This is a genomic window from Bradyrhizobium sp. SZCCHNR1098 (assembly GCF_032489375.1).
Classification (GTDB): Bacteria; Pseudomonadota; Alphaproteobacteria; order Rhizobiales; family Xanthobacteraceae; genus Bradyrhizobium.
In genome coordinates, this window is sequence record NZ_JAUEXY010000011.1 from 14,894 (window position 1) to 36,281 (window position 21,388).

General features: G+C 65.8%; 19 protein-coding genes and 1 riboswitch. Of the genes, 6 read left to right on the forward strand and 13 right to left on the reverse strand.

Annotated elements, in window-relative coordinates; translation table 11 throughout:
- Positions 1 to 498 precede the first annotated feature (498 nt).
- The 3 genes from QX135_RS22510 to QX135_RS22520 all read left to right on the forward strand — a co-directional run bounded on the left by QX135_RS22510 (position 499) and on the right by QX135_RS22520 (position 4,838).
- Positions 499 to 1,611, forward strand: a complete 1,113-nt coding sequence (locus QX135_RS22510) for a DUF2336 domain-containing protein (protein ID WP_316234291.1) — start codon at positions 499 to 501, stop codon at positions 1,609 to 1,611.
- A 188-nt stretch (positions 1,612 to 1,799) separates the two neighbouring features.
- Positions 1,800 to 2,018: riboswitch (cobalamin riboswitch) on the forward strand.
- Between the two features lie 95 nt (positions 2,019 to 2,113).
- Positions 2,114 to 4,189, forward strand: a complete 2,076-nt coding sequence (locus tag QX135_RS22515) for a TonB-dependent receptor plug domain-containing protein (RefSeq protein WP_410053228.1) — start codon at positions 2,114 to 2,116, stop codon at positions 4,187 to 4,189.
- Between the two features lie 70 nt (positions 4,190 to 4,259).
- Entirely contained in the window at positions 4,260 to 4,838 is a 579-nt protein-coding gene (locus QX135_RS22520; protein WP_316234293.1) for a hypothetical protein, read from the forward strand.
- A gap of 82 nt (positions 4,839 to 4,920) precedes the next feature.
- On the opposite strand, the gene ilvC is transcribed toward QX135_RS22520, so the two are convergent.
- The 9 genes from ilvC to miaA all read right to left on the reverse strand — a co-directional run bounded on the left by ilvC (position 4,921) and on the right by miaA (position 13,316).
- Positions 4,921 to 5,940: a ketol-acid reductoisomerase gene (gene ilvC / locus QX135_RS22525; RefSeq protein WP_315736892.1), complete on the reverse strand. Its 1,020-nt coding sequence runs from the start codon at positions 5,938 to 5,940 to the stop codon at positions 4,921 to 4,923.
- A gap of 150 nt (positions 5,941 to 6,090) precedes the next feature.
- Entirely contained in the window at positions 6,091 to 6,696 is a 606-nt protein-coding gene (locus QX135_RS22530) for a LysE family translocator (protein WP_315736891.1), read from the reverse strand.
- 229 nt (positions 6,697 to 6,925) lie between these two features.
- Positions 6,926 to 7,612, reverse strand: a complete 687-nt coding sequence (locus QX135_RS22535) for a class I SAM-dependent methyltransferase (protein WP_316178662.1) — start codon at positions 7,610 to 7,612, stop codon at positions 6,926 to 6,928.
- 3 nt (positions 7,613 to 7,615) lie between these two features.
- Complete coding sequence (gene ilvN / locus QX135_RS22540; RefSeq protein WP_315756361.1) at positions 7,616 to 8,158, reverse strand: acetolactate synthase small subunit; 543 nt, start codon at positions 8,156 to 8,158, stop codon at positions 7,616 to 7,618.
- A 151-nt stretch (positions 8,159 to 8,309) separates the two neighbouring features.
- Complete coding sequence (locus QX135_RS22545) at positions 8,310 to 9,293, reverse strand: threonine dehydratase (RefSeq protein ID WP_316178660.1); 984 nt, start codon at positions 9,291 to 9,293, stop codon at positions 8,310 to 8,312.
- Positions 9,294 to 9,517: 224 nt separating this feature from the next.
- Positions 9,518 to 11,287, reverse strand: a complete 1,770-nt coding sequence (locus QX135_RS22550) for an acetolactate synthase 3 large subunit (RefSeq protein ID WP_316178659.1) — start codon at positions 11,285 to 11,287, stop codon at positions 9,518 to 9,520.
- A gap of 392 nt (positions 11,288 to 11,679) precedes the next feature.
- On the reverse strand, positions 11,680 to 12,105 hold the full coding sequence (locus QX135_RS22555) for a PIN domain-containing protein (protein WP_316161431.1): 426 nt from the start codon (positions 12,103 to 12,105) through the stop codon (positions 11,680 to 11,682).
- On the reverse strand, positions 12,102 to 12,359 hold the full coding sequence (locus tag QX135_RS22560; protein WP_315771691.1) for a FitA-like ribbon-helix-helix domain-containing protein: 258 nt from the start codon (positions 12,357 to 12,359) through the stop codon (positions 12,102 to 12,104). Before QX135_RS22560 ends, QX135_RS22555 begins: the two co-directional genes overlap by 4 nt.
- A 30-nt stretch (positions 12,360 to 12,389) precedes the next feature.
- Positions 12,390 to 13,316: a tRNA (adenosine(37)-N6)-dimethylallyltransferase MiaA gene (miaA, locus tag QX135_RS22565; RefSeq protein WP_316178656.1), complete on the reverse strand. Its 927-nt coding sequence runs from the start codon at positions 13,314 to 13,316 to the stop codon at positions 12,390 to 12,392.
- Positions 13,317 to 13,319: 3 nt separating this feature from the next.
- Here miaA and serB point away from each other — a divergent pair, with 3 nt between their 5' ends.
- The 3 genes from serB to arsH all read left to right on the forward strand — a co-directional run bounded on the left by serB (position 13,320) and on the right by arsH (position 16,122).
- Complete coding sequence (serB, locus tag QX135_RS22570) at positions 13,320 to 14,210, forward strand: phosphoserine phosphatase SerB (protein WP_315736884.1); 891 nt, start codon at positions 13,320 to 13,322, stop codon at positions 14,208 to 14,210.
- 448 nt (positions 14,211 to 14,658) lie between these two features.
- Positions 14,659 to 14,922 carry a hypothetical protein gene (locus QX135_RS22575; protein WP_315736882.1) on the forward strand — a complete coding sequence of 88 codons (264 nt, stop codon included), beginning with the start codon at positions 14,659 to 14,661 and terminating at the stop codon, positions 14,920 to 14,922.
- 498 nt (positions 14,923 to 15,420) lie between these two features.
- Positions 15,421 to 16,122 (forward strand): arsenical resistance protein ArsH, encoded by a 702-nt coding sequence (gene arsH / locus QX135_RS22580; RefSeq protein WP_316178754.1) that lies wholly within the window; start codon positions 15,421 to 15,423, stop codon positions 16,120 to 16,122.
- A 911-nt stretch (positions 16,123 to 17,033) separates the two neighbouring features.
- Here arsH and QX135_RS22585 read toward each other — a convergent pair.
- The 4 genes from QX135_RS22585 to hflK form a co-directional block, all read right to left on the reverse strand.
- Positions 17,034 to 18,536 carry a Do family serine endopeptidase gene (locus tag QX135_RS22585; RefSeq protein ID WP_315736881.1) on the reverse strand — a complete coding sequence of 501 codons (1,503 nt, stop codon included), beginning with the start codon at positions 18,534 to 18,536 and terminating at the stop codon, positions 17,034 to 17,036.
- A 226-nt stretch (positions 18,537 to 18,762) separates the two neighbouring features.
- The gene (locus QX135_RS22590) at positions 18,763 to 18,969 is read right to left on the reverse strand and encodes a DUF2065 domain-containing protein (RefSeq protein ID WP_008960820.1); all 207 of its coding nucleotides are present in this window, start codon (positions 18,967 to 18,969) and stop codon (positions 18,763 to 18,765) included.
- A gap of 120 nt (positions 18,970 to 19,089) precedes the next feature.
- Entirely contained in the window at positions 19,090 to 20,028 is a 939-nt protein-coding gene (hflC, locus tag QX135_RS22595) for a protease modulator HflC (protein WP_315736879.1), read from the reverse strand.
- On the reverse strand, positions 20,025 to 21,152 hold the full coding sequence (gene hflK / locus QX135_RS22600) for an FtsH protease activity modulator HflK (RefSeq protein ID WP_315736878.1): 1,128 nt from the start codon (positions 21,150 to 21,152) through the stop codon (positions 20,025 to 20,027). The genes hflC and hflK overlap by 4 nt, the downstream gene beginning before the upstream one ends.
- Positions 21,153 to 21,388: the final 236 nt, after the last annotated feature.

The window sequence follows — 21,388 nt, forward strand, 5'->3', positions numbered from 1 at the left end:
ACGATGCTGGCGCTGATTTTTCGCGCGAGGTCATCCCCCTTCCGAGCCCGCCCCGGAACACCGGGAGACGGCACGCAGCGCACGGCGCACGGCAAAATGGCCGCGGCAAGAATGGGATTTAAGTTTCAATGTTTGGGAGGATGACAGCTGACGTGAGATCGAGGGCAGCGAGCAAACTGGATGAAGGAAGGTCTGTGACCTTATGAGATCATTAATCTTTCCGTTTCGCTGGCCTGTCGTCGCCGCGTCTGCGGGGAGGTCTTCGCATCTCATTCCATCGCCTGTCCGGCGAATCTCCGGAAGACCGGCTCCAGCTCGTCGTCCCCCTCTACGCGTATCGCCTTAATTTTCCGTATCCGTGTTTCTCCGGGGTACTACGTCCTCCGACCCTAACGCGTTGTTATCGCCCGTGCCGAAAACTGCTCCGGCCGAGAGCCTTGCAGCGGGATCACAAGCGCGTCGCTGTCGCTCCGGCCATCCGGACAAACGAGCGCGATCGTGTCACAGCCAGAACAGCTCCCGCCTTCAGAACACTCCATCATCACCGAGCTCGAAGAGGCCGTCCGCAGCGGCTCCTCGGCGAAGCGCGTCAACACGCTGCGCCAGGTCACCAATCTGTTCCTGCATGACGGCGAACGCCTCACCGAGGACCAGATCAAGGTGTTCGACAATGTGCTGTGCATGCTGGTCTCGCGAGTGGAGACCCGCGCGCGGGCCGAGCTCTCCAAGCATCTCGCGCCGGTCGACTACGCCCCCGTCGAATTGATCCAGCAGCTCGCCCGTGACGACGAAATCTCGGTGGCCGAGAGCGTGCTGATGCACTCGAGCCGGCTGACCGAGCATACGCTGGTCGAGGTCGCGGCGACCAAGGGCCAGGATCACCTGATGGCGATCTCCAGCCGTCCGCATCTGACCGAGGCGGTGACCGACATCATCGTCGACCGCGGCGAGCGCCGGGTCATCCGCAAGCTCGCCAACAACCAGACCGCGCGCTTCTCCGATACCGGCTATTCCGGGATGATGGCGCATGCCGCGGATGACGACGAGCTGTCCGAGATCATCGGGCTGCGCGTCGACCTGCCCACCAAGCACCTGCGCGACCTCTTGCGCCGCGCCACCGAAGCCGTGCGCGCCAAGCTGATGGCCTCGGCGCCGCCGGCGTTGCGGCAGGAGATCAAGAAGATCCTCAAGGCCATCGCGGACGTCGCGCGCAGCGACGGCGGCCTGGTCGGCCGCGACTTCACACTGGCCGAAGAGGCCGTCAAGCGCATGAAGGGGCTGAACGAGCTCAACGATGCCGCCATCGCCTTCTTCGCCGAGACCCGCCGCTTCGGCGAGGTTTCCGCCGCACTCGGCCTGCTCAACAACGTGCCGACCGAGATGATGGCCAAGGTGCTCGAGGGCCCGCGCACCGACATCGTGCTGATCCCCTGCCGTGCCGCCAGGCTGGCCTGGTCGGTGGTGGCGAAGATCCTGACCCACCGGCCGATCAAGCACGCCATCGACAGCAACACCCTGAAGCTCGCCGAGCGCGACTATGCCCGGCTGTCGCTCGACACCGCCCAGCGCACGCTGCGGTTCTGGATGGTGCACAACAAGGTCGAGAAGTGAGCGGGTGCTCACAAGACGCAATCCTCATCAGCAACGACTCGCGAGCCTCCTCATACTCCGCTGTCGTCCCTCCGAACGCAGGGACGACAGCTCTGGTTGTCGCAGGCGGCCGGGCATCATCAAGCCGACCGGCCAGCGTTATCGCCAGGAGATCACCGGGCGCCGGATTGACTTTGGTGCGCCCGCACTCCTACGGTGATCGTGACGGTGCCCCTCGACCGGGGCTCAAAAGGGAATGCGGTGCCGGATGCGTCTCGCAAGAGACGTGATCGAAGGCCGCAGCTGCCCCCGCAACTGTAAGCGGCGAATCTCGCGTCATAGGCCACTGGGAAATCTCGGTCCCGGGAAGGCGACGTGGAGGTGACGACCCGCGAGCCAGGAGACCTGCCGTCAGCCGTGGTCACACGCGAGGATGCCGGTCGGGGCGTTATTGGCATCGTTTTCAGGCAGGTCTGCAAAGGGCTGCGTGAGACCTCGTTCGCGGTGACGTGCCACTGACGTCATGCCGAGGTCACTCGTGTCTCCCATTCCCCATGCCAGGCGGCATCGCGCCGTTCTGTCGTCGTTCTGCGTCCTCTCGTCATTCGCCCTGCTCGGCCCCTCGCCCACGGCAGCGCAGCAATCCGCCTCCCCCGACCTTCTGCCCCCGGTTGAGGTCGACCCGCCGCGCGAGCCGATCGCCCAGAGACCAGCCATCGCCCGCAGAACCGGCAACGCCGCGCATCAGCAGATGCCGGTGGCAAAGCCGGCCGCGCCGGCAAGAGCGCCCGTCGCTGTCAGCCCGACCGGCGTCGTCACGTCAGTGGCCCACGTCGCGAATGCGATCACCGTGGTGACCGACAAGGATATCGCCGCGCAGCAGGCCCGCACCGTGCCGGACATCCTGAGCACGGTCCCCGGATTGAACATCGTGCAGGCCGGCGGCCCGGGCGGCCAGACCAACGTCTTCATGCGCGGCACCAATGCCAACCATACCAAGCTCATCATCGACGGCATCGACGCAGGCGACGTCACCAACGGCAATGGCGCGTTCGATTTCGCGCATCTGCTCGCCGCCGACATCCAGCAGCTCGAGGTGCTGCGCGGGCCGCAGAGCGGGCTGTACGGCTCCGATGCGATCGGCGGCGTCATCTCGATGGTCACGCGCAAGGGCGACGGACCGGCGCGGGCGACCGCCTCGGTCGAGAGCGGCTCGTTCAAGACCTTCAACCAGAGCGCGGGGCTGAGCGGCTCTCAGGACAATGTCAACTACGCAGTCAACGTCGCGCATCTGCACGCCGGTGACGTTCCGGTGACCCCGTGGCAATTGCTGCCTGCGGGGCAGAAGGCCATCGGCAACGCCTACGACAACGTCACCGCCTCGTCCAAGCTCGGCGTCGATCTCAACGAGGCCTGGACGCTCAATTCGGTGGTCCGCTACACTGACGCCACCCTGCTGTTCACCGGCGACAGCGGCTTTCCCAGCTTTCCCGACGCTGCCCAGAGCAACCACACCGTCCATCAACTGGCGACGCGCGAGGAAGCCGTATGGTCGCTGCTCGGCGGCCGCATCAGGAACTATTTCGGCGTCAACTATGTGAACAACTGGTCGTCCGATCTGACGGCCGGCAATCCCGTCGCCGCGGTCGCGACCGGCGAGCGCATCAAATATGACTGGCACGCGGTGACCGAGCTCGCCCCGCGCAACAACCTGATCGTCGGCCTGGAGCAGCAGACCGAACGGCTGAAGACCACCGACCTTTCAGCCGAGAACGGCAACAAGGCCGGCTTCGTCGAGCTGCAGACCGAGTTCGCCAGACGCTGGTTCGTCGTCGCGAGCCTGCGCAACGACGTCAACGACCAGTTCGGCGGCCATGGCACCTACCGGATCGCGCCGGCGGTGATCCTGCCGGTCACCGAGACCAAGCTGAAGGCGAGCTACGGCACCGGCTTCAAGGCACCGACCTTGAGCCAGTTGCACCAGGATTTCCCGGCGTTCAACTTCTTCGCCAATCCCAACCTCCGGCCGGAGCAGAGCGCCGGCTACGATGCCGGTTTCGAGCAGCCGCTGTTCGACGATCGCGTCCGCTTCGGCGCGACCTACTTCCACAACAGCATCACCAACCTGATCAATTTCAACGCGACCTTCACCTCCTACGCCAATGTCGGCCTCGCCACCACCGAAGGCACCGAGAGCTTCGTGACGGCGTGGCTCACCGATCGGATATCGCTGCGCGCGGACTACACCTTCACCCGCGCCGTCGACGCGGCTACCGGCCAGCAATTGCTGCGCCGGCCGAAGGAGAAATGGAGCGCCACCGCCACCTGGCTGCCGATCGATGCGCTGAGCCTGTCGGCCACCTTGCTGCGGGTCGGCGACTGGCTCGATGTCAGCCGCGACGGCATGACCACCGGCCTCGTCGCACCCGGCTATGCGCTCGTGAACCTGCGCGGCGACTACGCGCTGTCCGACCAGGTCAAGGTGTTTGGCCGGATCGATAACCTGTTCAACCGTCACATCCAGAACCCGACCGGCTTCCTGGCGCCCGGCTTCGGCGTGTTCGGCGGCATCCGGCTCGCGAGTTTCGGCGTGCAGTGATGCAGACCTCCCGAAGCGGCTGACAGCCGCCTCAAAACTGGACTACAATTGCAACAACAGGAGATGTTCCATGACTCTCGACGTCCTCGCCCCCTCTGGTTCCGAGGCTCGCCTCGCGCCCGTCCCGCCGCGGCATGCAGCCGCGTTTTGTTTCGCGCTGCTGACGACCGCCTGTGCGCTGGCGAGCTTCGTGTTCGGCTGCGCGACGCCGTTTGCGGCCTTCGCCGTGATTGCGGCCGCCCTGCTTCCGCTGCGCACGGCGCTGCCGGTGATGCTCGGCGCCTGGCTGGTCAACCAGGGCATCGGCTTCGGCGCCCTGCACTATCCGGTCGATGCCAACACGCTGGCCTGGGGCGCGATGATCGGCGCCGCCGCGCTCAGCGCCACCGTTGTGGCCCGCATGGCGCTGGCGACATTGCGCACAGCACCAGCGCTGGTCGCGCTTGCCGTCGCTCTCCTCAGGGCCTACGCCGGCTACGAGCTGGTGCTGCTGGCCGCCACGCCTGCGCTCGGCGGTGCCGCGAGCTTCACCCTCCCGATCGTCGCCCGCCTCGGCCTGACGAGCGCCGCCTGGCTCGTCGGCCTGGTCGCTGTCAGCGAGATCGTCCGCCTGCTCGCGCCGCTGGCCTCACGCCGCGCGACGTCCTGAAACAGCCTAAGGACTCACCTACCAAACAAAAACGGCGGGCCTCGGCCCGCCGTTCTCAATTCTCAGCAAGTCCTGCGCGAACTCAGTTCTTGCTCTTGTCGACCAGCGCGCCCTTCTTGATCCAGGGCATCATGTCGCGCAGCCGGGCGCCGACCTCCTCGATCGGATGCTGGGCGAGCTTGGCGCGGGTCGCCTTGAACGAGGTCTGGTTGACCTTGTTCTCCAGCATCCAGTCACGTGCGAAGCGGCCGGACTGGATGTCGCCGAGCACCTTCTTCATCTCCGCCTTGGTCTCGGCCGTGACGATGCGCGGACCGGTGACGTATTCGCCATACTCGGCGGTGTTGGAGATCGAGTAGTTCATGTTGGCGATGCCGCCTTCATAGATCAGGTCGACGATCAGCTTCACCTCGTGGAGGCACTCGAAATAGGCCATCTCCGGGGCGTAGCCGGCCTCGGTCAGGGTCTCGTAGCCGGCCTTGATCAGCTCGACCAGGCCGCCGCACAGCACCGCCTGCTCGCCGAACAGGTCGGTCTCGCACTCTTCCTTGAACGTGGTCTCGATGATGCCGGCGCGGCCGCCGCCGATCGCCGAGGCATAGGACAGGCCGAGGTCATGGGCGTTGCCCGAGGAATCCTTGGCGATCGCAATCAGGCACGGCACGCCGCCGCCGCGCTGGTATTCGGAGCGGACGGTGTGGCCGGGGCCCTTCGGGGCGATCATCAGCACGTCGAGATCGGGGCGCGGGTCGAGCAGGTTGAAATGCACGTTGAGGCCGTGGGCGAACACGAGCGCGGCGCCCTGCTTCATGTTGTCGTGCAGGTGCTCGCGATAGATGTCGCCCTGCAGCTCGTCCGGGGTCAGCATCATCACCAGGTCGGCCCATTTGGCGGCCTCGGCGACTTCCATCACCTTGAAGCCGGCGCCCTCGGCCTTCTTGGCCGAAGCCGAGCCCTTGCGCAGCGCGATCGCGACGTCCTTGACGCCGGAATCCTTCAGGTTGAGCGCGTGGGCGTGGCCCTGGCTGCCGTAGCCGACGATGACGACCTTCTTGCCCTTGATCAGGTTCAGATCGGCGTCGCGATCGTAGTAGACACGCATTGTCGTTTCCTCTTTGAGATGGCCGGAATTGGCTGAAAAGTCAGACGCTTGGGTGAGGCACGGGCGGCTGCGCCCGGACGAAATCCGGCCCGTGTCTAGAGCATTTTGGGCGTGGTTGGAAACCCCGATCTCGCATGGCGGCCGCCTCCCTCATGCGTCCATGAAGACGGGATAGAGCGAGGCGAGCAGCAGCACGGCCATCAGAATGTTGAAGCCGCGCACCGCGCGTTCGGAACTCAGCAGCGGCCGCAGCGCCGTCCCGAACAGGGTCCAGGTGATGGTCGAGCCGATCGCCATCACGAAGCTGATCCCGACCTGCAGCGCGACATTGGCAGGGAAGCTGGCGATCGCGGCATAGGCGGTGATGGTGCTGATCACCATCACCCAGCCCTTGGCGTTGACCCACTGGAACAGCGCCGCGCCCCAGAACGACATCGGGCCGCGCGGCGTCGTGTCGTCATCCGGCTTGGCCGATCCGGAGAACGCGATCACCACGGCGAGATAGATCAGGTAGGCGGCGCCGAGATATTTCAGCACCTCCTGCAGCACCGGATAGGAGATGAACACCGTGGCGAGGCCGAAGCCGACGGCCCCGACCATGAAGGCGAAGCCGAAGCTGACGCCCATCATGTGCGGCACCGTGCGGCGGAAGCCATGGGTCACGCCCGACGACAGCAGCATGATGTTGTTCGGCCCTGGCGTGAACGCCATCACGAACGCGAAGGTGACGAAGGCGATGAGGAGCTGCTGGGACATTCTAATGAGTTCTCTCCGCACGACGACTCTTCACCCTCCCCTGGAGGGAGAGGGTCGATCGCGCATGCCATGCGCGATCGGGGTGGGGTGGGCCGCAGACACGGCTCCGGCGTGGAGGCATCACCCCACCCCGGCTCACATCGCAGCTTCGCGCGATGTGAGCCGACCCTCCCCCTCCAGGGGAGGGTGGCAGCGTGGCCACCTCACCGTCGTGCACAAGCATCAGCGCCTAGCCCTGCCCCGTCGGCTTCTGCAGCACATAGGTCGCGTGCATCGGCGCGTGGTAGTCGGCGGAGACGGTCACGAATCCGACCTCGGCGAGCATGCGCTCCATCACCCAGGCGAAGGTCGAGTTCTCGTCACGCATGTGGGTGATGACGCTGTCGCGAGCGAGGTCGTGGTTCTTGATGTTGAAGTCCGCCCACTGCTCGACCGAGCGCTCGGCGCCGTCGGGCATGCTGACATAGACGATGTCGCGCAGGAAGAATTGCGCGCCGGGCTTCAGCGCCGCGAAGATCCGCGCCAGCGCCACCGCCTTCCAGAAGTCCGGCAGATGGTGCAGCGTGAACTCGCTGGCGATCAGGTCGTAGGTCGCAGCCTCATAGGCGAACGACAGCAGCCCCGCCGAATGCATCCGCACCGCGGTACGGCGGTCGCGGCTGTAGATCCGGGTCAGCGCCAGCATCGCCGGCGAGATGTCGATGGCGTCGACCACCGCGCCCAGCAGCGCCGCCTCTGTCGCCAGCACGCCGTTGCCGCAGCCGATGTCGGCCACCCGCCAACCCGGCTTGACGCCGAGCATCGTCAGAGCGCGCGCGCGCTCGTCGGCATCATCGCCCGAGCCATAGATCGAGGCCACGGCATGGTCGAGCCCGATCCGGTTGCGTTCGTTGTAGTACCAGTCGCGCGCCAGCATGGCTCACATCCCTTCCGATCCCCGCCCGATCGCCGCAATGCCGGTCCTGGCCACTTCGACCAGGCCGAGCGGGCGCATCAGATCGATGAACTGACTGATCTTGTCGGTATTGCCTGTGATCTCGAACACGAAGCTTTCCGTGGTGGCGTCGATCACCCGGGCGCGGAACGCATCCGCCAGCCGCAGCGCCTCGACGCGCGGCTCGCCGGTGCCGCGCACCTTGACCATTGCGAGCTCGCGCTCGATCGCGCGCTTGGTCAGCGTCATGTCGACGACGCGGTAGACCGGGATCATGCGGTCGAGCTGGTGCTTGATCTGCTGGATCACCATCGGCGTGCCGGTCGTCACGATGGTGATGCGCGACAGATGCTTCTGGCTCTCGGTCTCGGAGACGGTGAGGCTCTCGATGTTGTAGCCGCGGCCCGAGAACAGGCCGATGACGCGCGCGAGCACGCCCGGCTCGTTCTGCACCAGCACCGCCAGCGTGTGCGTCTCGTTCGGATCGTGACGCTCTTCCATGAAATAGGCCGATGCTGGCTGGTTCATTGGTGTCCCCTTGTTCCCTCTGCCGTCATGCCCGCGCAGGCAGGCATCCGGTCGACGCCGGCCGTCGTGAGACTCACGATTGCCGCGGCGTACTGGATCGCCCGGTCGCGCCGGGCGATGACAGTGGTTTGTGTGGCAGGCCGGGTGCGCATCATGCAGCTCCCGCTTCGGCATGAGCGGCCGCCGGCATCACCCAGCGCCTGAACAGGTCGAGATCGATGTTGCCGCCCGTGAGCACCAGGCCGACGCGCTTGCCGGCGAGCCTGCCCTTTTCCTGCAACGCACCTGCGAGCGGTGCCGCGCCGGCGCCTTCGGCGAGATTGTGGGTGTCGGTCCAGAGAATGCGCACGGCATCGGCGATCTCGGCGTCGCTGACCTGCACGATGCGCGAGGCGCCTTTAAGAATGATCGCCAGCGCATCGGCATCGGGACTGCGGGTGGCAAGGCCGTCGGCATGCGTATCGGCGCTGTTGGTCGTCACGACGGTGCGGGCCGCAAACGACAGCGCGTAGGACGGCGCCTCGGTCGATTGCACGCCGACGATCTCGGTCTTCAGGCCCAAGAGATCACGCGCCAGGATGCAGCCGCAGATGCCCGAGCCCTGCCCGATCGAGACGTAGAGCACGTCGAGATCGGGCGCGCTGCGGAACAGCTCCAGCGCGTAGGTGGCGACGCCGCGCACGAGATCGGGATGGAACGACGGCACCATGTGCAGGCCGTCGCGCGCGGCGTGGCGGCCAGCCTCCTCGCGCGCCTCCTGGAAGTCGCTGCCGTGCTCGATCAGCTCGGCACCGAACGCCGCCATGGCGCGGTTCTTCTCGACCGAATTGCCATGCGGCACATAGATCGTCACCGGCAGGCCGTTGCGACGGCCGGCAAACGCAACGCTCTGGCCATGATTGCCGCGCGTCGCGGTGATCAGGCCGCGAACGCCGGGATGCGTGCGCTTCAGGTTGTCGACATAGACCAGCCCGCCGCGCACCTTGAAGGCGCCGGCCGGGGTGTGGTTCTCGTGCTTGACGACGACATGCGTCCCCAGCCGCTGCGCCAGCAGCGGCCACGCATGCGCCGGCGTCGCCGGCACCGCGGCCGCGACGATGGCGTGGGCGGCTTCGAGCTCGGCTAGTGTGAACACGGCCGCCTCCTGATCACAGCTGTCATGCCCGCGAAAGCGGGCATCCAGTACGCCGTCGCCGTCGTAGGACTCATGGTGGCCGCGGCGTACTGGATCGCCCGGTCCCGTCTTCGCCAAGGCTTCGACGAGGCCGCGCGTTCAGGGCGCGCCGAAGCTTTAGCGAAGGCGGCAAGCCGGGCGATGACAGCGGAGTGTTGGGTTGGCATCGCCCTCACGATCAGTCCTCACACCAGCGCCTTGCCGCCGGCGAACGCCGCGGCCGGATCGGACGCTTCCGCCGGCAGGATCATCTCGTTGTGCGCCTTGCCGGACGGAATCATCGGGAAGCAGTTCTCCAGCGCCGCGACGCGGCAGTCGAACAGCACCGGCTTCTTGACCGAGATCATCTCCTTGATCGCGCCGTCGAGATCGCCGGGCTTAGACACCTGCAGGCCGACGCCGCCATAGGCCTCTGCCAGCTTGACGAAGTCCGGCAGCGCCTCCGAGTAGGAATGCGACAGGCGGTTGCCGTGCAGCAGCTGCTGCCACTGCCGCACCATGCCCATGTACTGGTTGTTGAGGATGAAGATCTTGACCGGCAGCTCGTACTGCACGGCCGTCGACATTTCCTGCATCGTCATCTGCACCGAGGCGTCGCCGCCGATGTCGATGACCAGACTGTCGGGATGCGCGACCTGGACGCCGATCGCGGCCGGCAGGCCGTAGCCCATGGTGCCGAGACCGCCCGAGGTCATCCAGCGGTGCGGCTCCTCGAAGCCGTAGAACTGCGCCGCCCACATCTGATGCTGGCCGACCTCGGTGGTGATGTAGGTGTCGCGCCCGCGCGTCAGCTCGAACAGCCTCTGGATCGCATATTGCGGCATGATGACGTCGCGGTTCGGCTTGTAGGCGAGCGAGTTGCGCGCGCGCCAGGTGGCGATCTGCTGCCACCACGCCTTGATGTCGGGCTTCTTCGCCTCGGCCCTGAACACCTGCAGGATGTCGGCGAGCACGTCGCCGCAATCGCCGATGATCGGCACGTCGACGCGGATGTTCTTGTTGATCGAGGACGGATCGATGTCGATGTGGATCTTCTTCGAGTTCGGCGAGAACGCGTCGGTGCGGCCGGTGATGCGGTCGTCGAAGCGCGCGCCGACGCACAGCATGACGTCGCAATCATGCATCGTCATGTTGGCCTCGTAGGTGCCGTGCATGCCGAGCATGCCGAGCCAGTTGGTGCCCGACGCCGGATAGGCGCCCAGCCCCATCAGGGTCGAGGTGATCGGGAAGCCCGTCACCTCGACCAGCTCGCGCAACAGCTTCGAGGCCTCGGTCCCCGCATTGATGACGCCGCCACCGGAATAGATCACCGGCCGCTTGGCGCCGGCCAGCAGCGCCACCGCCTTGCGGATCTGCGTCGCATCGCCCTTGACGCGCGGGGCGTAGGAGATGTGCACGTCGGACTTGCGCGGCGGATGATAGGTTCCGGTCGCGAACTGCACGTCCTTCGGCACGTCGACGACAACAGGGCCGGGACGGCCGGTGGTCGCGACGTAGAACGCCTCGTGCAGCACTTTTGCGAGATCGTTGACGTTGCGGACCAGCCAATTGTGCTTGGTGCAGGGCCGGGTGATGCCGACCGTATCGCACTCCTGGAAGGCGTCGTTGCCGATCAGGTGCGTCGGCACCTGGCCGGTGATGCAGACCAGCGGGATCGAGTCCATCAGCGCGTCGGCCAGCGGGGTCACCATGTTGGTGGCGCCGGGGCCCGAGGTCACCAGCACGACGCCCGGCTTGCCGGTCGAGCGGGCATAGCCCTCGGCAGCGTGGCCGGCGCCCTGCTCGTGGCGGACCAGGATGTGCTCGACCTCGCTCTGCTGGAAGATCTCGTCATAGATCGGAAGCACCGCGCCGCCGGGATAGCCGAAGAGGTGCTGCACGCCGTGGTCGATGAGCGCGCGCACGATCATCGCGGCGCCGGTCATCTGGTTCGGATCGTGGCTCTTGTCGGTCATGGCAGGCTCCGGATCGCTTCTGTCAGCGGCTTGTCGTCTTGGTCGGTCGGGTCTAGCGGATGGTTTCGGTCAGTGGCTCGGCTGGTCGGTTCGATGGCTTCCGGGCAATAAAAAAGGGCCCTGGAAGGCCCTGCGCACCGCTCGGATCATGGATGGCCGCTAGCCATCCCCGGCGATGCGCCTGGGTACGACTACAATAAGGAGGGCAGTAATAATGTTGCGCATGGTGCCGATCGAACTTCCCAAAGGTTGCGCGAACATAGCCACGGATGCCCCGATGTCAAGGCAAAGCGAGCTCATGAACGCGGTTTTATCAGGTTAACGCGGAATTTGCCGTTCGGCGAGCGGTAATTTGGCCACCCCGGTCGTTCCGCAGGAGTGCCCGCGACGGGTCACTCCCAAGGATCGATCAGCGCAAGTCCGAGCCCGGCGAAATCTCCGACGTTACGTGTTGCGAGATCGAGACCATAGGCCGACGCGATACCGGCGATCTGCAGGTCGGCAAGCTTGTTCGGGATCTGATGCAACGGCAGCCCTCGCGACCGCGCTTGTGCAAGCAGCAGTGCTGCCGATTGAGCGGCAGCAGCGTCGAACGCGTAGACCCGGCTTCCGAAGCGGCGGATCGTCCTGCTGACAGCCTTTTGAAGACTGTCTTTCCGCCGGCCGTCATTGAGCAACGCCAGCCCGGCCGCCAATTCGACAATCGTAATGCTCGAAATTGCGGTATTCGCAAAGTTTGCATCAAGCCAACCGATCACTTGCATGGCCGGCGCTAGTTTCTGCACCTCCGAGATAACGTTGGTATCAAGCAGGATCATTCGAACTCGACAGGCCGAATGGGTGCGGACCGAAGCAATTCAAGCTCCGCATCGAGGTCGACGCCCGGTCTCGTAATGTTAAAGAGCCAAGTGCCAAACGGCTCTGCATCATCAGGCGACGATGCTTCCTCACGCGCGAGCTTTTCGAGCGTCTCCCTCAGGTCGGCTTCCAAGCTCTTGCCACGCCGTTCGGCGCGAAGCCGCAACAGCTCCTTGGTCGCATCGTCCACTTTGCGGATCAGGATGTCAGCCATCTATGCCTCCGCCATTACGATATCACGATATCAAAGCTCGCTCAACGCTGCCACCCACGCCCGCGCCTGCTCCGGCGTCATCCACCCGAACTCCGGCAGCTGATGCCGAAACCAGGTGAACTGCCGCTTGGCATAATGGCGGGTGTCGGCCTTGCCGATGACGGTCGCCTCCTCCCGCGTGATCTCTCCGCGGAGATAACGGATCAGCGCCGGCACGCCGTGCGCCTTCATGGCCGGGAGCAGCGGATCGAGCCCGCGGGCCGCCAGCTGTTCAACCTCCTCCAGCGCGCCGCGATCCAGCATCAGATCGAACCTCGCGTCGATCCGCGCATAGAGCGTCTCGCGCTCCGGCGCGATGAACAGCGCCCGATAGCTGCCCGCCGGCAGCAGCGGCGGGGTGGTCTCGGCATGCCACTCGGCCAATGGCCGACCGGTGGCTTCGATCACCTCCAGCGCGCGGGCGACGCGGGTGCGGTCGCGCACGTTCAGCCGCGCGCCCGCCGCCGGATCGCGCCGCGCCAGCTCGGCATGCAGCGCCTCGACCCCGTCGCGGTCGAGCCGCAGGCGCACCGCGTCTCGGACCTCGTCAGGGACGGGCGGGACCGCCGCCAATCCCCGTGTCAGCGCTTTGAAGTACAGCCCGGTGCCGCCGATGAAAATCGGCAGCCGCCCGGCCGCGTGCACCTCGGCAAGAACGACCGCGGCATCCCGGACATAGTGGCCGGCCGAGTAGTTCACGGCTGCGTCGACATGGCCGTAGAGCCGGTGCGGCACATCAGCCTCGTCGTCAGGTGTTGGCCGCGCCGTCAGGATTCTCAGGTCACGGTAAACCTGCATGGAATCGGCGTTGATGACGACCCCGCCCGCTTTTTGCGCAAGTTCCACCGCCAGCGCCGACTTGCCGCTGGCGGTCGGCCCTGCGATAAGCACGGCTTTGTTGATCCCTGGCAAAGTCACCTGATGTCTCTCGTCGCCACCTTCATCTGCAATCCCGCCGATCCCGCGCTTGATACCACGATCGTGGAGGCCTTCCTGGCCGTGCTGCCCTCGCCGGGCACGCCGCGCTGGCTGTTCGACGAGGTCGCGATCGACATCCCCTTCGCCCACGACGGCGAGGTCCACAAGCTCGAGGCGCGCCTGCGCGACCTGCGCGGCGACATGCCGATCGACATCGTCGTGCAGCCCGAAGCCGTCCGGCGCAAGAAGCTTTTTCTCGCCGACATGGATAGCACCATGATCGGCCAGGAATGCATCGACGAGCTCGCCGACTTCGCCGGGCTGAAGCCGCGTGTCGCCGCCATTACCGAGCGCGCCATGCGCGGCGAGATCGCGTTCGAGCCGGCGTTGCGCGAACGCGTCGCATTGCTGAAGGACCTGCCGGTGAGCGTCGTCGACGAGGTCCTGACCAAACGCATCAAGCTGACGCCGGGCGGCCGTCATCTGGTGATGACCATGCGCGCACACGGCGCCTATACCTGCCTGATCTCCGGCGGCTTCACGCTGTTCACCAGCGCCATCGCGGCCAAGATCGGCTTCCAGGAGAACCGCGCCAATGAGCTCGTCATCGATGGCGGCAAGCTCACCGGCGAGGTGCGCGAGCCGATCATCGGCCGCGACGCCAAGCTCGCCACCCTGATCGAGCTGCGCGAGTCGTTCGATCTCGACGAGATCGACACCCTGGCGGTCGGCGACGGCGCCAACGACCTCGGCATGATCGAGGCGGCCGGCCTCGGCGTCGCCTATCACGCCAAGCCCGCGGTCTCGGCCGCCGCCTCGGCCCGCATCGACCACGGCGACCTCACCGCCCTGCTCTATGCGCAAGGCTACACGCGCGATCAGTTCGTCGACTGACGAGGCCGCCGCCGTGGCGCGGATGTCAAACGACGCGTGCAAGCGAAGCGCAATACGGCGCCCTCTCCCCTTGTTGTGAGAGAGGACGCATTCATGGGCAGCCGCCAGGCCGTCATTGCGAGCGCAGCGGCGCAGCGAAGCAATCCAGAGTCGGACGCAAGGCAAGCAAAGCCGTTACGAAAAGCCTGATCAGCACATCATTAGGATTTTATTTCAATCCTATGCACTCGCACGTAACTTCATTCCAATCTCATCTCAGATCGCAGATCAGATCATTCGCCCTCCGCATCAAGGCGGGGCGCGCAGTGTCGTTTTAACCGCATCACCAATCGATGAATTGTCAAATCATGCTGCAGCGCATATAAAGCTGACAAGGCTAGGGAGTGTCCAAGGAAACGAAAGCGATTGCACGCGATGCAATCGATCATCGTCGCAAAAGGACCTCCCGATGACCATCAAGCATATCATTCCCGGCTCTCTTCTTGCCCTCGCGCTGCTGACCGGCGCGGCTGTCGCCGGTGAGCTGCCGAGCTACGAAGTCGGCGCGCTGCCGGCCACCCCGCACCAGCTTTCTGTCGTCGGTGCATCCGCCGCGCAGCAGACCATCGCCGCGGACAGCGCCGCCTCCCCGCACCAGCTCGCCGTGCTCGCCCAGCACCGTCGCAGCGCCGCTCTCGTCGCTCCGACCACCGTGGGCAGCGTTCGCAACTGAGCGACGCGAGCAACCCATCGTCACATAGGCAGCACATAGGCAGCGCGCGTCTCGCTCGGCGAGGCCGCGCTCCCTATCCGAGAAAACGCGTGGCGTCGCGCGTGGTGAAGATCCTGGACATCCGCTCCGCGGGCAGCCCAGACGCCCAGCCCGCTGCACCTTTGGGTCTTCGAGGCCAACATCGCCGCTCTCCGCTTTCATGCCCCGCTCGGCGGCCGCGTCGTCGAGACCAGTCGCACAGACATTCCGGCCGCCGGCAGCAAGACCATCCTGCGCGTGCCTTGGCCTGACATCGCGCAATTGGCCGGATCATCTTCGCGCGCGACAGGGCCTGCGGCCGAGAGCGCTCCATCGATCTATGCATGACCCCACCGTTGACCGGCATGATCCGGGCGGCCATTTTGCTTGAGCCGTTTGCATGGCGACCCGGTCAGGCCCTGCTCGCACAGGGAATGCCGGAAGCCGCTCGAGGCCGGAGATGCCGCAGTGCCCGATGAGATGTCGCAGCTGGACGAAGCCTCCTTCCATCCGATCGACCGCGCCAAGCTGCTGGAGCCTGCGCTCTCCTCCCACACTCCGCGAATCCTGCTGCTCTACGGATCGCTCCGGCAACGCTCGTTCAGCCGGCTGCTGACCGAGGAAGCGGCGCGCATTCTCGTGCGCTTCGGCGCGGAGACACGGACTTTCGATCCGCACGGCTTGCCGCTGGTCGACGACGCCGAGCCGGATCATCCGAAGGTCCGCGAGCTGCGCGACCTCGTGACCTGGTGCGAAGGCATGGTGTGGTGCTCGCCGGAGCGGCACGGCGCGATGACCGGCGTGATGAAGACCCAGATCGACTGGATCCCGCTGTCGCTCGGGGCCGTCAGGCCGACGCAGGGCAAGACATTGGCCGTGATGCAGGTCAGTGGCGGCTCGCAGTCGTTCAACGCGGTCAATCAGCTTCGGGTGCTCGGCCGCTGGATGCGGCTGATCACCATCCCGAACCAGTCATCGGTGCCGAAGGCGTTCGCGGAGTTCGACGACACCGATCGCATGAAGCCGTCGTCCTACTACGATCGCGTCGTTGACGTCATGGAAGAGCTCGTCAAGTTCACACTGCTGACGCGCGACCGGGCGGACTATCTGGTCGACCGCTATTCCGAGCGCAAGGAAAGTGCCGAGGAGCTGTCGAAGCGGGTCAACCAGCGATCGCTCTGAGCCGGCGCCTGCCGTGGAGCGGCTGCCGCCCGTTTAATTCTGAAAAAAATAAATATCTTGCTATTTTACAGAATTCATGATTGTCTAGCGCCATCCCGCCTCACTGCGGAGGGGCGTAGCGCGCGATCGTCACGACACGCGAGGCGGGGAGCGGTGGCCGCGAGAGATCGCAGCATTCTCTTCAATGAGAGTGCGGACGAACGATCGCTCGCGGACGTGAAGTCGCAGCGTCCTGACACCCCGATGCTGGTGTCACGCTCGTGACAATGCTTCGCATTGCATGGGCAATGGTGGCCAACAAGCCCGGCGCACCAGGGAGACTGCGTATAAGCGTGAAGACCGCCGCGCAGGGAATGCCGGTTGAATCGGCTTTGCCTGTGGTACCTGCCGCCTGCATTTTTTCAGCAGGCGGGCCATGGGTGAGGCCTTCACCCGGCATTCCCTGCGCCCTCTGCATTTCGAGAGGGACGAACTGATTGCAGACCTCGGGCGCGATGCGCCGCGAGACTGCAAAGCTATGTCGATTGCTGTTTGAGCCGTGAATTCGCCTTGCGAACCGTCGTCGTCCCGGACAAGCCACGGCGCGCGCCAGCGCGTCGGGGCGCCGATCCGGGACCCATACGCCGCGGCCGTCGTGACGAGCAAACGGCCAATGATCAGCCCGCCCCAAACTGCTCCCTGGGGCTATGGGTCCCGGCTCAAGGCCGGGACGACAGCGGAGTGTGGAGCTGCCGTAGGGTGGGCAAAGCAGCCGTCCGCAGGGCGGCAGCGTGCCCACCGTCGTGCCGCGAACGCAGAGCCACATGGTGGGCACGGCGCGCGAGAGAGCGTCGTACCAAGCGTAGGTCACGGTGCGCTTTTGCCCCACCCTACGCACCGTGCCCCGCGATGTGGAGGCGTGGACTCCGTGCCTATTGCAGGCTCAACGCCACGAAGCGCAGCTCGCCGTCGGCGTTGGAGACGAGCAGCAGCACCGACTTCTTGCCGTCCTTCTTGAGCTGGTCGACGCGCTTCTTGATGTCGACGCCCGAGGTCACCGCCTCCTGGGCGACCTCGACGATGACGTCGCCGGCCGACAGCCGCTTCTCGGCGGCATCGGAGGCCTGGTCGACGCCGGTGACGACGACGCCCTTGACGCTGTCCTTGATCTTGTAGCGGGCGCGCAGGTCCTTCGACAACGCGGCGAGATCGAGCCCGAGCGCCTTCTGGGTCACCGGCTTCTCGGCCGGCTCGTCCTTCTTGATCGCCGCCTGCTGCACCTTCTCGGTGTCCTCGAGCCGACCGAGCTTGACCTTGAGCGTCTGCTCCTGGCCCTTGCGGATGACGATGACGTCGACCTCCTTGCCGACGGCGGTGTCGGCGACGATGCGCGACAGGTCCTTCGGCTCCTTGATGTCATGGCCGTCGAACTTGACGACGACGTCGCCCGGCTCGATGCCAGCCGGCTTGGCCGGTCCCTTGTCGTCGACGCCGGCGACCAGGGCGCCGCGCGCCGGCTTGATGTTGAGGCTCTCCGCGATCTCGTCGGTGACGCCCTGGATGCGCACGCCGAGCCAGCCGCGGCGCAGCTCGCCGAACTGGCGCAGCTGGTCGACGACGCCGGCCACGGTCTTCGACGGCACCGCGAAGCCGATGCCGATCGAGCCGCCCGACGGCGAGATGATCAGCGTGTTGACGCCGATGACCTCGCCCTCGAGGTTGAACAGCGGGCCGCCGGAATTGCCGCGGTTGATGGCGGCGTCGGTCTGGATGTAGCTGTCATAGGGTCCCGACGAGATGTCGCGGTTCTTGGCCGAGACGATGCCGGCGGTGACGGTGCCACCGAGGCTGAACGGGTTGCCGATCGCGACCACCCAATCGCCCAGCCGCAGCTTGTCGGAGTCGCCGAACTTGACGACGGTCAGCGGCCGCGGCGGCTTGAACTTGAGCACCGCAAGGTCGGTCTTCTTGTCGACGCCGACCAGCTCGGCCTTGATCTTGGTGCCGTCGTTGAGGATCACGTTGATCTCATCGGCATCGGCAATGACGTGGTTGTTGGTGACGACAACGCCCGAGTCGTCGACGATGAAGCCCGAGCCCAGCGAGTTGGTGCGTCGCGGCGAGTTGTCGGCACCGCCCCGGCCGCCCGGACCGCCGCGGCGGTTCTTGAAGAAGTCGTCGAAGAACTCCTCGAACGGCGAGCCCGGCGGCACCTGCGGATTGGCGTTCCGCCCCTCGGACGAGCCGCCCTTGGGCTCGACAGTCTGCGAGGTCGAGATGTTGACGACGGCGTCGATCACCTTTTCGGCGACATCGGCGATCCCCTCCGGCCCCCGCGCCGAGGCCGGGGCCGGCGCGAGCGCCCAGCCCGCGGCAAGAACCGCCGCGGTCAGGATCGGGCGCAGTCGACGGCTGAAAGCAAGGGTTGCGGTCATCGGGCGGATCTCCAGAAAAGTCGGCAAATTCAACCGTTACAGTGCGCCGGAACCGGCGGGGGACGCAAGCACGCCGGATCGGACCGCAGATTCATCATTGAGGGCGACCTAATACGGCAAAATGGCGCAGCCATCGCCTCACAATGGCGTTGGCCGGCCGGCGGACCGTAGTTTGCCCCGGCCGCCCCTCGTTCGGCGAACGCGCAAACGCACAACAATCCGCCGCTCAGATCGGTCGCCGGATCACCCAGATCAGGACCAAACCGGCCACCGCGGAGCCGATGCCGACCGCGCGCAGCACGTTGTCGGGCGTGGTCATCGCGGTCTTCATGGCCCGCCGCATCCACTCCGGACTGGCCGCGAACATCAGGCCTTCGAGCACGAACAGGATACCTAATCCGATGAGGAAATCGGAAAACGCAATGGACCTCATCGGACCCGGACCTCCCGTTCGACCTTCTTGATATGTAACGGGGCGAAGCAACGGCTTCGCCCCGTCCATGTCAACTCCTATTCGCCCGGATCAACCGCCCTGGGCATCAGGCAGGTGCCATCAGGGCTTGGGCGCCGGCACCGCGACGGCCGCGGTCGAGCCGGCGGTGGACGACGTCTCCGCCGCCGGCTTCCCCGAGGGGTTGGCGAAGTAGCGGAAGAACTCCGAATCGGGCCGCAGCAGGAAGCGGGTGTCGCCGGATTTCAGGCCGTTCTCATACGCCGTCATCGAGCGATAGAAGGCGAAGAAGTCGCGGTCCTTGCTGTAGGCCTCGGCGAACAGCCGGTTGCGTTCGGCATCGCCGGCGCCGCGGGTCTGCTCCGCCTGCGAGTTGGCCTCGGCGACGATCACGGTGGCCTCGCGATCGGCCTTCGACCTGATCTCCTGGGCCTTCTGGCCGCCGAACGCCCGGAACTCCTCGGCCTCGCGCTGCCGCTCGGTCTTCATCCGGTTGTACACGGCCTGGCTGTTGGCCTCCGGCAGGTCGGCGCGGCGGATGCGGACGTCGACCACCTGGATGCCATAGGCGTCGGCCTCCTTGTCGAGCTGATCGCGGATCTTGCGCATCAGGCCCTCGCGCTCGTCGCGCACGACTTGCGTGAAGGTGACCTCGCCGAGCACGCGGCGCAACGAGGCGTTGAGCAGCGTGCCGAGCTGGACGTTGGCGGTCTGGATCGAGCCGACGCTCTGGTAGAATTGCAGCGCGTTCTTGATCTTGTAGCGCGCGAAGGCGTCGACGACGAGCCGCTTCTGGTCGAAGGCGATCACTTCCTGCGAGGGGTTCTCGAGGTCGAGGATGCGCTTGTCGATCGAGATCACGTTGTCGATGAACGGCGCCTTGAAGTTCAGGCCAGGCTCGGTGACGACGTCGACCGGCTTGCCGAACCGCACGACCAGCGCCTGCTCGGTCTGCTGCACGGTGAACAGCGAGCTGTAGCCGATGACGACGAGCACGAGCACGGCAACGAGCGCGACGATGCCTGCAACGGGGGACCTCATCGGACGCCTCCCTGCTGAGCCGCCGGCGCCGTACGGCGCGGCAGGAGATCGCCGAGCGGCAGCAGCGGCACGGGGCCGCCGGAGGCACCGCTGTCGAGCACGAGCTTCTCCGAGCCGCCGAGCACGCGCTCCATGGTCTCGAGATAGATCCGTTCGCGGGTCACGTCGGGCGCCTTCTTGTACTCGTCATAGACCTTGAGGAAGCGCGCGCTCTGGCCCTTGGCCTCGGCGATCGCCTGCTCCTTGTAGCCTTCGGCGACCTGCAGGATCTGCGCGGCGCGACCGCGCGCATCCGGCACGACCTTGTTGGCGTAGGTCTGGGCTTCGTTCTGGAGACGCTCGAGGTCGGCACGCGCCGCCTGGACGTCGCGGAACGCCTCGATCACCTGGGCCGGCGGATCGACCTTCTGCATCTGCACCTGGGTGATCTGGATGCCGGAGCCGTAGTTGTCGAGCGTCTTCTGCATCAGCTCCTGCACGTTCTGCTCGATCACGGTGCGGGCGCCGGTGAGAATCGGCTGGATGTTCGACCGGCCGATCACCTCGCGCATCGCGCTCTCGGCCACCGCCTTCACGGTGCCCTCGGGGTTCTGGATGTTGAACAGAAAGTCGGCGGCGCCCTTCGGCTTGATGCGCCAGAGAACGGTGACGTCGACGTCGACGATGTTCTCGTCGCCGGTCAGCATCAGGCTTTCCTCGGGGACATCGCGACCGCCGCGGCCGCGCCGGCCGGGATCGTCATTGGCGGTGATGCCGATGGAGATCGAGTTGACGCGCAGCGCCTTGGGCAGCAGCACGGTCTCGATCGGATAAGGCAGGTGATAGCGCAGGCCCGGCTGCTCATCGCGGACATATTTGCCGAAGCGGAGCACAACGCCGAGCTCCTCGGACTGCACGCGGTAGATGCCGGAGGCGAGCCAGATGATGATGGCGCCGAGCACGATCAGCAGGACGCCGGCGGTGCCGAAGCCGCCACCGGGGATGAACTGCTGCAGCCGGTCCTGGCCGCGCCGCAGAAGATCTTCCAGGTCGGGCGGCCTTGGACCGACCGGTTGCGGTCCCGAGCCCCAGGGCCCCTTCGGACCCTGACCCCACGGGCCTCCGCCCTGATTCTTCCACGCCATCGATCGATCTCCTCCGAGAGGCTGAGTGTGCACCAACGCCGGCCCCGACGGTCGCCGGGTTATAAGGGACGGCTCCGCCCCTTACAACGTAGCGCTCCAGCTAAGCCCGAACCGGGTTTTGTCAATGTAAACAGGGCCGGAAGCGCCGGTTTGCCGCGGCCTCAAATCCGCCACGCGGCCAAACAACGCGGCTTCATCATTAACGGACGGTCTTGAACGGCCGTCGCGCCGGTCCC